At 60.4% G+C, this 12567-nt stretch carries 14 protein-coding genes; 4 read left to right on the top strand and 10 right to left on the bottom strand.

Annotation, left to right across the window (positions count from 1 at the left end; translation table 11 throughout):
* Positions 1–111 precede the first annotated feature (111 nt).
* The 3 genes from AB0O97_RS01070 (at position 112) to AB0O97_RS01060 (ending at position 2065) form a co-directional block, all read left to right on the top strand.
* A complete protein-coding gene (locus AB0O97_RS01070) occupies positions 112–912 on the top strand; it encodes an ABC transporter ATP-binding protein (RefSeq protein ID WP_363878990.1) in 801 nt (266 codons plus the stop codon).
* On the top strand, positions 909–1664 hold the full coding sequence (locus AB0O97_RS01065) for an ABC transporter permease (protein WP_363878987.1): 756 nt from the start codon (positions 909–911) through the stop codon (positions 1662–1664). Before AB0O97_RS01070 ends, AB0O97_RS01065 begins: the two co-directional genes overlap by 4 nt.
* A 128-nt stretch (positions 1665–1792) precedes the next feature.
* Positions 1793–2065, top strand: a complete 273-nt coding sequence (locus tag AB0O97_RS01060; protein WP_363836519.1) for a hypothetical protein — start codon at positions 1793–1795, stop codon at positions 2063–2065.
* A 28-nt stretch (positions 2066–2093) separates the two neighbouring features.
* Here AB0O97_RS01060 and AB0O97_RS01055 read toward each other — a convergent pair whose 3' ends face one another.
* The 10 genes from AB0O97_RS01055 to AB0O97_RS01010 all read right to left on the bottom strand — a co-directional run bounded on the left by AB0O97_RS01055 (position 2094) and on the right by AB0O97_RS01010 (position 11836).
* A complete protein-coding gene (locus AB0O97_RS01055; protein ID WP_363836521.1) occupies positions 2094–2651 on the bottom strand; it encodes a PadR family transcriptional regulator in 558 nt (185 codons plus the stop codon).
* Positions 2651–4678 (bottom strand): NADPH-dependent 2,4-dienoyl-CoA reductase, encoded by a 2028-nt coding sequence (locus tag AB0O97_RS01050; protein WP_363836523.1) that lies wholly within the window; start codon positions 4676–4678, stop codon positions 2651–2653. The genes AB0O97_RS01055 and AB0O97_RS01050 overlap by 1 nt, the downstream gene beginning before the upstream one ends.
* Positions 4679–4876: 198 nt before the next feature.
* On the bottom strand, positions 4877–5770 hold the full coding sequence (locus AB0O97_RS01045; RefSeq protein ID WP_363836524.1) for a GNAT family N-acetyltransferase: 894 nt from the start codon (positions 5768–5770) through the stop codon (positions 4877–4879).
* Positions 5727–6893 (bottom strand): flavodoxin-dependent (E)-4-hydroxy-3-methylbut-2-enyl-diphosphate synthase, encoded by a 1167-nt coding sequence (ispG, locus tag AB0O97_RS01040; RefSeq protein ID WP_363836526.1) that lies wholly within the window; start codon positions 6891–6893, stop codon positions 5727–5729. Before ispG ends, AB0O97_RS01045 begins: the two co-directional genes overlap by 44 nt.
* A gap of 148 nt (positions 6894–7041) precedes the next feature.
* The gene (locus AB0O97_RS01035; RefSeq protein WP_363836528.1) at positions 7042–7335 is read right to left on the bottom strand and encodes a YciI family protein; all 294 of its coding nucleotides are present in this window, start codon (positions 7333–7335) and stop codon (positions 7042–7044) included.
* Between the two features lie 9 nt (positions 7336–7344).
* The gene (locus AB0O97_RS01030) at positions 7345–7839 is read right to left on the bottom strand and encodes a hypothetical protein (RefSeq protein WP_363878984.1); all 495 of its coding nucleotides are present in this window, start codon (positions 7837–7839) and stop codon (positions 7345–7347) included.
* Between the two features lie 60 nt (positions 7840–7899).
* Positions 7900–8526 carry a helix-turn-helix domain-containing protein gene (locus AB0O97_RS01025; protein ID WP_363836531.1) on the bottom strand — a complete coding sequence of 209 codons (627 nt, stop codon included), beginning with the start codon at positions 8524–8526 and terminating at the stop codon, positions 7900–7902.
* Between the two features lie 130 nt (positions 8527–8656).
* Positions 8657–9988, bottom strand: coding sequence for a site-2 protease family protein (locus AB0O97_RS01020; RefSeq protein ID WP_363879101.1), 1332 nt, complete (start codon positions 9986–9988; stop codon positions 8657–8659).
* 40 nt (positions 9989–10028) lie between these two features.
* On the bottom strand, positions 10029–11243 hold the full coding sequence (gene dxr / locus AB0O97_RS01015) for a 1-deoxy-D-xylulose-5-phosphate reductoisomerase (protein ID WP_363878981.1): 1215 nt from the start codon (positions 11241–11243) through the stop codon (positions 10029–10031).
* A gap of 89 nt (positions 11244–11332) precedes the next feature.
* On the bottom strand, positions 11333–11836 hold the full coding sequence (locus tag AB0O97_RS01010) for a MarR family winged helix-turn-helix transcriptional regulator (protein ID WP_363878978.1): 504 nt from the start codon (positions 11834–11836) through the stop codon (positions 11333–11335).
* Positions 11837–11931: 95 nt separating this feature from the next.
* Between AB0O97_RS01010 and AB0O97_RS01005 the strand changes: the two genes are divergently transcribed.
* Entirely contained in the window at positions 11932–12507 is a 576-nt protein-coding gene (locus AB0O97_RS01005) for an NAD(P)H-dependent oxidoreductase (protein ID WP_363836537.1), read from the top strand.
* Positions 12508–12567 lie beyond the last annotated feature (60 nt).

Raw genomic sequence — 12567 nt, 5'->3', positions numbered from 1 at the left:
CGAGCGTTCCCCAGCAGCTTCCCCGGGTAGGCGGATAGACGCTGGACAGTGCACCACTGCGGGTCTAGTTTGAAGTCAGACGTCCACGAACCGGCAGCCCAGGAGGAACTGATGTCCCACCGAGCAGCGATGCCGGCCCTTCCCCCGGTCCCGGTCCCAGCCGATCCTGCTGGCACCACGGGCCCCCTTTGCGTCAGCATTGAAGGGCTGCGGGTGCACCGCGGGAAAGCAACAGTCCTGGCTAATATCACCGCCAATATTCCGCAAGGCCGCATCACCGGGCTCCTCGGCCCGTCCGGCAGCGGCAAAACCACGCTGATGCGGGCGCTGGTGGGGGTCCAGAAAATCACTGCCGGGACCGTCACCGTGCTGGGCCGCCGCGCCGGAGATCCCCAGAACAGGCACGACGTCGGCTACGTCACCCAGGCGGCCAGCGTCTACAAAGACTTGAGTGTTCTGGACAACGTGCGCTATTTCGGATCTGTCCACGGCGGGAGCCGAGCGGACGCGCAGGCGGTACTGGCCGCCGTCGGACTTTCTGAATTTGCCAAGCGCAAGGCGGGCAGTTTATCCGGTGGACAGTTCAGCCGGGTCTCCTTGGCTTGTGCTTTGGTGGGCAAACCCCGGCTGCTGGTGTTGGATGAACCCACGGTGGGCCTTGATCCGGTGTTGCGGGCGGATCTGTGGGAACAGTTTGTGGGCATGGCTGCCGAGGGCACCTCGCTCATCATTTCCAGCCACGTTATGGAGGAAGCCAGCCACTGTGATTCGCTGCTAATGCTGCGCGAGGGGATGCTGCTGGCACAGTTAACTCCGGATCAGTTACGCCACAACGGCGAAACAGAAGATCTGGAACTGGCCTTTCTGCGGCTGATTCAGTCGGCAGAATCCGATGCGAAGACGGCATCATGAACGTTTCCCTGATGTGGTCCACGTGCCGGCGGGTTCTACTGCAACTTCGCGGCGATCCCCGAAGCATCGCCATGATTCTGGTGGTGCCTGCCGTACTGTTGGCGCTGGTGTATTGGCTCTACCAAAACGAAACGCTGGCGCCCGGCAGGCCCCGCACTTTTGACCGGGTGGGGCTCATGATGCTGGGCATCTTCCCGTTCGTGGTGATGTTCCTCGTCACCTCCATCACCATGTTGCGCGAACGCACCTCAGGCACACTTGAACGGTTGCTGACCACTCCCATTCACAAGGCCGATCTTCTCTTTGGCTACGCCCTGGCATTTTCCATCATGGCCACGGCCCAAGCGCTGGTCGCCACGGGAACGGCGTACTGGATCTTTGGCATGAAGATTGCTGGCAACGCCGGCTGGGTGGTCTTAATTTCGGTGCTGACAGCGGTTTTGGGTGTGGTGTTGGGTCTCTTGTGTTCGGCGTTTGCCACCACCGAATTCCAAGCCGTGCAGTTCATGCCGATTGTAGTGATCCCGCAGATTCTGCTGTGCGGACTATTCGTTGCCAGGGACCAGATGAATAGCGTTCTGGAAGCGGCCTCCAATGTGCTGCCGCTCAGTTACGCCGTTGACGGGCTGCAACAGGTGGCCGCTAATGGCGATCCAACCTCCCAGCTGGTCCGGGATCTGTTGGTCATTGCCGGTTTTGTCCTAGCCGGGCTGCTGTTTTCGTCCTTGACACTGCGCCGACAAACAGCCTGAAACCGGCTCATGGGTACCTCTGCCCATCGCTTCGAACTCATGGGTGGACCTAGGCTTGAGTTCTCACCACGGCGGGCAACAATGCCATGGTCCATACACTTTGCGAACCATCAAATGCAGGAGAGTCAATGAGCAACAACCTGCAGGGCGGGGACCCGGAGGAGTTGCGGGATTTTGCCCGGGAACTCGAACATGTCCGGTCGGTGCTGGTAAGCGTCAATTCCGAGCTAAGCCGACGCATCAGCGGCAGCCTCCGCTGGGAAGGGCCGGACGCCTTTGTTTTCAAACACGCCTGGCGTTCCTCCTACTCACCGGTCATCAGCCAGACGGCCACTATGCTCGAAGAAACCGCGGCGCTGATCAAGGCACAGGCTGCTGAGCAAGAATCTGCCAGCGCATAATCCCCACCCGCCGGCTGCCCGTCAACCCCTAAGCTTCTTGGCCGAGATCCGCCAGCGAGTGCCGGCACCATGCCAACCACGACTTCTCATATGCGATGCCCGCTCGCACAACAGCCAGCTGCAATTCTTCCGCCGTGGACCGTGCCTGACCGGATTGAGCGGCGGGGAAATCCTGCTGCTCAATGGCCTCATACCGTTCCAACACCTGCTCATGAAGCCCCAGATGCCGCCGCATTTCATCCGTGACATCCACGGATTCCTGCACCGTTCCTAGGACGGCTGCCGCCCTCATCCGCACCAACAAGGAATCCCGGATGGGGCGCATCTCCCCCTCTTGCACACACCAGCTGGCCAGCTCATCACGCCCCCCGGTCAGCACCTCGAAGTGGCGTTGCTGTCCTCGGGTAGTAGGCAAGCCGTGAGCCTTGATCAAGCCATCACGCTCCATCTTTCCCAGCTCCCGGTAAATCTGCTGATGCGTGGCCTGCCAAAAGTAACCCAGAGACTTATCAAAGCGGCGCGCCAATTCGGCCCCCGTGCACGGCTTTTCCAAGAGCGACGTCAGGATTGCGTGAGTCAGCGACACTAGAGCCGCGCAGCCAAACGCGTCCCCTGATCGATGGCCCGCTTGGCGTCCAACTCGGCCGCCACATCAGCCCCACCAATAAGATGCACGACGGCGCCCGCGGCTTCCAGCCCCTCCTGCAGCTCCCGCCGGGGATCCTGACCGGTGCACAAAATGACAGTATCTACGGGGAGGACCGTGTCGGTGCCGTTGACGCGAACGTGGAGTCCGGCGTCGTCTATCTTTTGGTATTCCACGCCGGGAACCATCTGCACACCCTTGTACTTCAGGGCGGTGCGGTGGATCCAGCCGGTGGTCTTGCCCAGCCCCGCCCCAACCTTGGTCTCCTTGCGCTGGAACAGGCCAACGCGGCGCAGTGGCTTCTCCGGGTCGGGGTCGGTGATGCCGCCGGCGTTGGCGTAGTCGGTGTCAATACCCCACTCCCGGTAGAACTTCTCGGGGACGAGGGTGGCACTGGGAGCGCCCGCGGTGATGTACTCGGCCACATCGAAGCCGATGCCACCGGCGCCGAGGATGGCAACGTTGGCGCCCACCTCGGCCTTGTCGCGGAGCACGTCGAGGTACGTGAGCACGCTGGGATGATCCACCCCGGCGATCTCCGGAACCCGGGGGGTGACACCAGTGGCCAGCACGATCTCGTCAAAGCCGCCACTGAGAAGCTGCTCCACCGTGGCTTGCGTGTTCAGCGCGACGTCCACGCCCAGCAGCTGAAGCTGACGGTTGAAGTACCGGATGGTTTCGTGAAACTCTTCTTTGCCCGGGATCTGCTTGGCAATATTGAACTGTCCACCAATCTCCCCGGACCCCTCAATGATCGTGACCTCATGCCCACGCTGGGCCGCGGTTGCGGCGAAGGCCAAACCGGCCGGACCGGCACCGACTACGGCGAACTTCTTGGTTGCTGGAGTTGCTTCAATGATGATTTCTGTTTCATGGCAGGCCCGCGGGTTGACCAAACAAGAGGATGTTTTGCCCACGAAAGTGTGGTCCAAGCAGGCCTGATTGCAGGCGATGCAGCTGTTGATCTCATCGCTGCGACCATCGCGGGCCTTGCGCATGAAGAAGGCATCGGCGAGGAATGGTCGGGCCATGGAGACCATGTCGGCGGTGCCGTCGGCGAGGAGCTGCTCGGCAACGTCGGGGGTGTTGATGCGGTTGGTGGTGATGAGGGGAATCTTGACCGAACCCATGACCTTTTTGGTCACCCACGCGTAGCCGGCACGTGGCACCGAGGTGGCGATGGTGGGGATGCGGGCTTCATGCCACCCGATGCCCGTGTTGATGATAGTGGCGCCAGCCTTTTCCACGGCCTGGGCCAGTGTGATGACTTCTGGCAAGGTGGAGCCGTCTTCAACGAGATCCAGCATGGAGAGCCGGTAGATGATGATGAAGTTTTCCCCGACACGTTCGCGGACGCGGCGGACAATCTCCACGGCGAAGCGGATGCGGTTTTCGTAGGACCCGCCCCATTCGTCACTGCGATGATTGGTTCGCTTGGCAATGAATTCATTGATCAGGTAACCCTCTGATCCCATGATTTCTACGCCGTCGTACCCGGCCGATTGCGCCAGAGCCGCCGCATTCACGAAGTCCGCAATGGTCGTCTCCACTTCCTCGCCCGTGAGCGGGTGTGGGGTCAGCGGACTGATGGGTGCCTGCACCGCACTGGGCGCGACCAAGCCACGGTGCGATGCATAGCGGCCAAAATGGAGCAATTGCAGGGCAATTTTTCCACCCTCGGCGTGCACAGCTGCGGTGACAACTTTGTGTTGTTCTGCTTCTTCCTGCGTGGAAATTTTGGCTCCACCCTTCATGGGCCGGCCAGCCTCATTGGGTGAGATGCCACCGGTGACCATCAAGGCCACTCCCCCGCGGGCACGTTCGGCATAGAACGCCGCCATGCGGTCAAAACCGCCGGGCAGCTCTTCCAGCCCGACGTGCATGGAACCCATCAGCACCCGGTTGGGCAGGGTGGTGAAGCCCAATTCAAGAGGGGTAAAGAGGTGGGGGTACTGGCCAGCGTTCATCAATGCACTCCTTTGCGCAACAAGTTGCATAATCGTATCGCACCGATTGCCCCAATGGGAGCAGCATCACATCTAAGGACCTGCCGAGTACGCAGATAGTGAGCAGCTAATGCACGGTTACGGGCATTTTTGGGCGCAAAAAGTACCTCAAGTGAACACTCGACGGGTTTGGCGGTGAGGTCGGGGAGGGCGTAGTGCCTAGAACAGGACTGTGGCGAAGGTGCCGACCTGTTCAAAGCCCACACGTTCGTACAACGCCCTGGCCGGAGTGTTGTAGTCGTTGACATAGAGGCTTGTTACCGGTGCATACTTTTGTGCCAAGACCACCACAGCGGCCATATATCCGGCGCTCAAGCCACGACCCCGGTAGCGCGGATTCATCCAGACGCCTTGGACTTGGGTGGCGTGTTGTGTCACGGCGCCAAGATCGGCTTTAAAGACGACCTCTCCCTCAGGCTCGACGTCGCTAAAGGAGAATCCGCTGCTGATCAGCCAGGCAACCCGCCGGCGATAGTTGGCCTCGCCGCCTAGGAACGGCGAGTATCCAACCTCTTCTTCAAACATCGCCGCGGCCGCGACGAGGACTTCGTTGAACTGTCCGCTTTGGCTGGCCATCAAAGCCGGATTGGGTTCAACGAGAGGTGGGCCTGCAATACTCAACAAGGGCTGGTTTGCCCTGATCTCTTGGGCTGAAATACCAGCTTTTTGCAGCACCTCCATGATGCCCAAGGTGGATTCTGCCGGGCCAAAGATTGAGGCATGCGGCTGCCAATGATCCACAATCCAACGCCCAAAGGCTTGAGCATGCTCAGCCGTGGCCTCTATGGGGACCACATTGGAGCCTACCCAGCAAGCGGCAGCCAAGCTCACGCCGTCGTCCATAAAAAAGCCCAACATGACGGCCCCTTGAATACCGGGCACGGCACTGTTGTTCTGGTTGATGAGCGAGTCCGCGAACACGTTAGCAACCCGGTCGCGCGCGATCAGGCGCCGGAGCGCGTCCGTGTCGGCGTGGCCGAGGACGCGCACCGGGTCGTGGCGGAGTCTCCTAGGAGACGCTGACCACGGGACCGCCCTGGAGAGTCGTGTCATCCGCGTCGGACTCCATCTCTTCGGCAATTTTCATGGCTTCTTCAATGAGTGTCTCAACAATTTGATCCTCAGGAACAGTCTTGATGACTTGTCCCTTCACAAAGATCTGGCCCTTACCGTTTCCGGAGGCAACACCCAAGTCAGCTTCGCGGGCTTCTCCGGGACCATTGACGACGCAACCCATGACGGCGACGCGCAAGGGAACTTCCATTCCCTCCAGGCCAGCGGTGACTTCTTCAGCCAACTTGTACACATCAACCTGGGCGCGGCCGCAGGAGGGGCAGGAGACAATTTCCAGCTTGCGCGGACGCAGATTCAGCGACTGCAGAATCTGGTTACCCACCTTAATCTCCTCAACCGGCGGAGCGGAGAGAGAAACGCGGATGGTGTCCCCGATGCCCTTGGCGAGCAGCGAGCCGAAGGCCACAGCCGACTTGATGGTGCCCTGGAAAGCGGGGCCGGCCTCGGTGACGCCGAGGTGCAAGGGCCAGTCGCCCTGTTCTGCGAGCATCTCGTAGGCGGCCACCATGATGACGGGGTCATTGTGTTTGACGGAGATCTTGAAGTCGTGGAAGCCGTGCTCTTCAAAGAGCGAGGCTTCCCAGACGGCGGATTCAACGAGAGCCTCGGGTGTGGCCTTGCCGTACTTTTTCATGATGCCCGGCTCCAACGAACCGGCATTGACGCCAATGCGGATGGAGGTGCCGTGGTCCTTGGCGGCCCGGGCGATTTCCTTGACCTGGTCATCAAATTTGCGAATGTTGCCGGGGTTCACGCGAACCGCTGCACAACCAGCTTCAATCGCCGCAAAGACATACTTGGGCTGGAAATGAATGTCCGCGATCACGGGTATCTGTGATTTACGGGCAATGATGGGCAAGGCGTCCGCATCATCCTGTGAAGGGCAGGCCACACGGACAATGTCACAGCCGGACGCGGTCAGTTCAGCAATTTGCTGCAACGTCGCGTTGATGTCAGTGGTGGGGGTGGTGGTCATGGACTGCACGCTGATGGGCGAATCCGAGCCGACACCCACGGGGCCGACCTTGATTTGCCGGGTCTTGCGGCGGGGCGCAAGAACGGGCGGTGGCAACGGCGGCATGCCGAGACTGACGGAGGTCAAAATATGCTCCTAGGAGTTCAACGAATCAAATGTTGCGGCAGTAGCGCCGTTGAGTGGCGTCACTAAAGGAATCTCGCAGCATCTACCTTCGATTGTAGGCTCGATGACTGCTTTTCACTGACTGGCAGGGGTTGGTTATCGGTGAGGTTTATCCCAAGTAGCCGCTGAGTTTGCCAATCACCGGGTTCCAGCCCGAAATCTTCAATCCGGTGACGCCGCCGCCAAGGGTCATTGGATCCTGGGCGACCAGTTCCTGAACAGCTTCTTGGCTCTCGGCACGGAAGATCAACAGGGCGCCTGCCCCATCGGCGTAGGGGCCGGATGCGAGAACCACATCGGCCTCTGCCAATGCAGACAACCATTCGCGGTGCTTGGGGCGGTGCTCCACGCGCGCTGCTTCAGCTTCAGGACCATAAACATACTCGACAGCAAAGATAGACATGCGTTCACCCTATAACAGGAGAGCTTTCGCGAGGACCGCAACACTGGCAGCCCACAACATTGAGGCCAAGGTGCCGATGATGAACCGCTCACTTGCCGCTGGAGTGTCCTTGAGTTCCGGATATCTACCCAAGCCCTTGATGGCCACCACATAGGCGATGGCTACTGGCTGTCCGGCGAGGATCGCCACCGCCACGGCGGCACGTTCCAGGCAGCCGATCAGCAGGCCGCCACGGAGCACTTCCGTTTTCGGTGCTGGTGGTGCTGGCTGCGCTTCTGCCTCAACGGCCTCAACCTCAACCTCAACCTCAATGGCCTCGCTAGCCGGGGTTTCGGTCCGGGTTAGGGCCAGGCCGTCAGTCTCAGTTCGTTCTCCGCGCGTAGCTTCTGCCGCGTCCGCAGCACGCACGGTCTTGGACCTGGCGAGTTTGAGCATGCCGGCTGTCACGGGCCACCCACCCATAACAGCCACCACTAGTGCAGTAGCTATCCACAGCGCTTCCATGCACCCTCCTTCGCATCAGCAACCGTCGGCGACGCCCGTTAACATTGCCCTACCTAAAATCTAGCCGCTGCCACTGACATTGATGGCCCGTTGAGCCTCCCTGAGAAGCAGTGCCGCGGCACGCCGCCCGGCCAGCTCTTCCTGTCGGCCCGAGCGGTATATTGCTTTACTGACAGCCTGGGGACTGATCTCGAGCCCCTGCGCGATTTCCTTTTGAGCTAACCCAGGTGCGGCATCCAGTGCATCAAGGACCCGCCACTCGGCATCTGAGCGTTTGCGAACCACATCTCCAAGGAGAACGAGGACTCCTTCCGCCGCGGCAGCCCATTGCGCTGCTGCCGGAACTGGAGTTCGCACGCACAGCGGCACCCGTCCCCCCGTCTTCTTGGCGGATTCAACCGCCTCCCGCGCCGCAATGAAAGCATCACCCGAGGCTTCTCGGGAGTTTTCCGGCAGCGGCAGATCAACAGCAGCAATCCCAATGCCGATGTACCAGTCCTGATTGCGGAGCACCCGCGCAACGGTTTCGACAACCACCTCAGGATCAGTGAGTACACCTTGAATTTCATCGCCCACGGAACGCTCAAATTCCAGCGCTGAGTCTAAATCAGAAAGTAGACTCAACAGCTTCGGAACCCTGTCGCCGTGCGTGCGGCTGCCACGCTGGTCAATGGTCAAAACAAACATGACTAAACCATAATTGTTTGTTTCGTATATATCAACCATTTTAAGATGCTTTGTGGCCGGCGGTCAGTTCGGTTCGGTTCGGAACCAAGCTGCGCCCACACCCCCGTCCACTCCTATTCGGAGAAGGTGCCTAGCCGAACAGGTTGACCGGCTTCACGATGTCGGCGTAGATCAATAGCGCACCCATCGCGATCAGCACCACGGCAGCCACGTAGGTTACGGGCAGCATCTTGGCGATGTCGAACGGTCCGGGATCCTTGCGTTTGAACACCTTGGCAATAGAACGCCGAACACCTTCGTAGAGAGCGCCGAGGACGTGTCCGCCGTCGAGCGGCAACAGCGGGATCAAGTTGAAGACGAACAGCGCCAAGTTAACTCCGGCCATCAGGCTGATCAGTGTGGCGACACGCGAACTCAAAGGAATCTGCTCCATGGCTGCGACCTCGCCAGCCACACGACCCACGCCCACCACCGAGATGGGCCCATTGGGGTCACGCGGTTCTGCACTGAACGCCGCCTGAGCCACGCCCACCAACTTCTGCGGCAGCTGGAAGACAACCCCGCCAATCTGGACAATATTCTCCCCCACCGTAGGAAGAACGCTCGACGCCGGTTGCCGCACCATGGCTGAGGCCGGCCCAACGCCGAGGAAGCCAACCTGTACGGTGACCGCGGTTCCCGATGCGTCCACTTCTGCCTGACCGTTGGAGCCTATGACGGGACGGGCGGTCAAAACGGGGGTGATGGTGGTGGCAACGGATTCGCCAGCGCGTTCGTACACCAGCGGCACCGCTTTGCCTGCCGAAGCCCTTACTTGTTCTGTGAAGGAATTCCAATCGGTGATCGCTTTGCCGTCGAAGGAGGTGATGACATCCCCTGGCAACAGACCGGCGGCAGCGGCCGGAGTCTTGGTGCAGTTAGTCAAATCTTCGGGCACGGGTTCGCCGTAGGCCACCTGGCAGGCGTTGACCGACGAGACGGTTGTGGTCGGCTGGGCCATGCCGAAGCCCATCAGCAAGATACCCATGAGCACCACGCCGATGAGCAAGTTCATGAACGGTCCGCCGAGCATGATGATGATCTTTTTCCACACGGGAAGCTTGTAGAAGACCCGATTGGCATCCTCCGGCCCCACTTCTTCATGGGCTGCGCTGCGCGCCTCGGTGGCCAGGGTCTGGAACATGCCTGTACTGGAGGGCCGGACACTGCCGTCGGTAGGATTCGGTGGGTACATGCCCACCATGGCCACATAGCCACCAGCCGGAATTGCTTTGACACCGTACTCGGTTTCGCCCTTTTTCCGCGACCAGATGGTTGGCCCAAAGCCGATCATGTACCGAGTGACCCGGACCTTGAACAGCTTGGCAGGCAACAAGTGCCCCACCTCGTGCAGCGCGATGGAAAGGGCAATGCCGACGGCTACAAAAAGCACTCCGCCGATGAAAAGCAATACAGTCACAATTTACTTCCTGCGTTCAAGATTTCTTGGCCAAATAAGTGTCTTAGCCCTTAGTGGCCAGCAGCTCGTTGGCTCGTTCACGTGCCCACACTTCAGCTTCCAACACAGTATGGAGCGTCAGCTGCGAACTGGGTGTGTGTTCACTGAGAACTTGCGCAATAGTATCCACAATGTCCAAGAAGCCTATCCGCCCCGCATGGAAGGCATGGACCGCCTCCTCATTGGCTGCGTTGTACACAGCAGGGCAGGTGCTCCCCCGCCGGGCCGCCTCCTTGGCAAGTTCGACGGCGGGAAACGCCACGTTATCCAGTGGCTCAAAAGTCCACATTGCCGCTTTGCTCCAGTCACACGGAGCAGAGGCGCCGGGAACCCGATCCGGCCAGCCCATACCCAAAGCAATGGGGAGGCGCATGTCCGGCGGCGAGGCCTGCGCAATGGTGGAACCATCGGTGAACTGCACCATGGAATGGACCACAGATTGGGGATGCACCACGGCCTCGATCCGATCCAACGGAACATCGAAGAGCAGGTGGGCTTCGATAATTTCAAGGCCCTTGTTGACCAGCGTTGCCGAGTTGGTGGTGACCATCATGCCCATGTCCCAGGTGGGGTGCTTGAGTGCCTGCGCCGGCGTCACATCGGCGAGCTCTTCCCGGCTGCGGCCACGGAACGGTCCACCCGACGCCGTCACGATGAGCTTGTCCACCTCGCCGGCACTCCCGGAACGCAGCGCCTGAGCCAGTGCGGAATGCTCCGAATCAACGGGCACCAGCTGCCCGGGCGATGCTGCGTCCTTGACCAACGCACCACCCACAATGAGCGATTCCTTGTTGGCCAGCGCCAAAATGGCGGGCGTAGCCAGCGCGGCGAGGGTTGGTGCTAGGCCAATGGATCCGGTGATGCCATTAAGCACGACGTCGGCCCCGTCGCCTGAGCCCGCACCCCAGGCCGCGATAACGGTTGAGGCATCCGGGCCGGTGAAGATCTCAGGGGTGAAGTCACCCAAGCCAGCGGCGGCGGCAGCTGCCTCAATCAGAGAACGCAAGGTCCCGGCGTCGTCCGCTGCAGTTCCTACGGCCAAAACCCGCAGGTGCACGGCCTGCTGGGCCAGCAATTGCAGATTTCCGCCGCCGGCACTGATGGCCGTAACACTGAAGCGCGGGGCGCCGTCGGGGAGTTTGGCACGGTCGACGACGTCAATCGCCTGCGTGCCGATGGAACCAGTTGAGCCGAGGATGATCACTTTGCGATGTTGCATACCTGCCAGTATTCCGCACTTGCGCCGTGATGCGGGCTTTGGTGGTCGCCGATCGCTTCGCAAGCCCCGGTTTCCTAGCTAGTCGCGGCCTACCAGAGGCCGCGTTCGATGGCTGCGTCGCGGATTTTGCGCAGGGAGTTGCGTAATTGCAGCTGCTCGTCGGCTGTGAGGGGGTCAAAAACTATTTCGCGCACCATGGTGACATGGCCTGGCGCCGCGGTCCTGACAACGTCCCAACCTTGGGGTGTCAGCGTGATCTCCTGCCCGCGTCCGTCAGCGCTGACAGCACACCGCTCCAGCAGTTCTTTGGCTTCCATGCGGCGTAGCAGGTGGGAAACGCGGGATTTTTCCCACCCGAGAATCCTGGCGAGGTCGCCCGAGCGGACGCCGCCGGCAGGAGCCTCGGAGACTGCAGCCAGCACGGCATACTCGCCGCCTGACATCCCGGCTTCTTGATGCAGCTGCCTGTCGGTTGCGCGCGGCAAGCCGGAGTTGAATTCACGCAGCTCCAACCAGGTGATTTGCTCCTCGGCGCTAAGCCAACGGGGCTCGGTCACGGCGTTGCTCACATTCACTGAAAAGTTAGTTGACACATCAATCTTCTCGCGCAATAATTGAAACATCAAGTTTTAGTTGACACGTCACCCACTTATGGGTGCGGGTCTCCACCTCACAAGGAGCATCTCACATGACCAAGATCGCCATCGTCACAGGTTCAACCCGCCCGGGCCGCAACAACTCCGGTGTTGCGCAGTGGGTTCTGGCTCAGGCTAAGCTCCGCGGAGACGCCGAGTACGAACTCGTTGACATTGCCGACTTCAACCTGCCGATTCTGGATGAGGCTTACCCGGCCGCCTACCAGAACTACCAGAACGAACACACCATGGTCTGGGCTGCAAAGATGAACGAGTTCGACGGCTACATCTTCATCACTGGCGAGTACAACCACTCGGTACAGCCTGCCCTGGCGAACGCCATCTCCTACCTGAACGCAGAGTTCGCCAACAAGGCTGCCGGCATGGTCGGCTACGGCTCCGCATACGGCGTCCGCGCCATGGAGCACCTGCGCGGCATCCTCTCCGAGCTGCAGGTTGCTCACGTGCAGAAGACCGGCATGTTCTCCCTCTTCACCGACTTCGAGAACTTCTCCGTCTTCAAGCCCACCGAGCAGCAGGCCGCTTCGGTCGAGCCCATGTTCGATCAGCTCATCTCCTGGACCCACGCCATGAAGACCGTCCGCGACGGCGCTTTGGCTGCAGTCTAATCACCGCCCCACCTTCCCATCGCTATCGCAGCAATGGCTGGTTTTTCACCGACGCTCTCG

The organism is Specibacter sp. NPDC078692, assembly GCF_040686835.1.
GTDB lineage: Bacteria > Actinomycetota > Actinomycetes > Actinomycetales > Micrococcaceae > Specibacter.
This window is presented reverse-complemented; position numbering and strand designations above follow the sequence as displayed.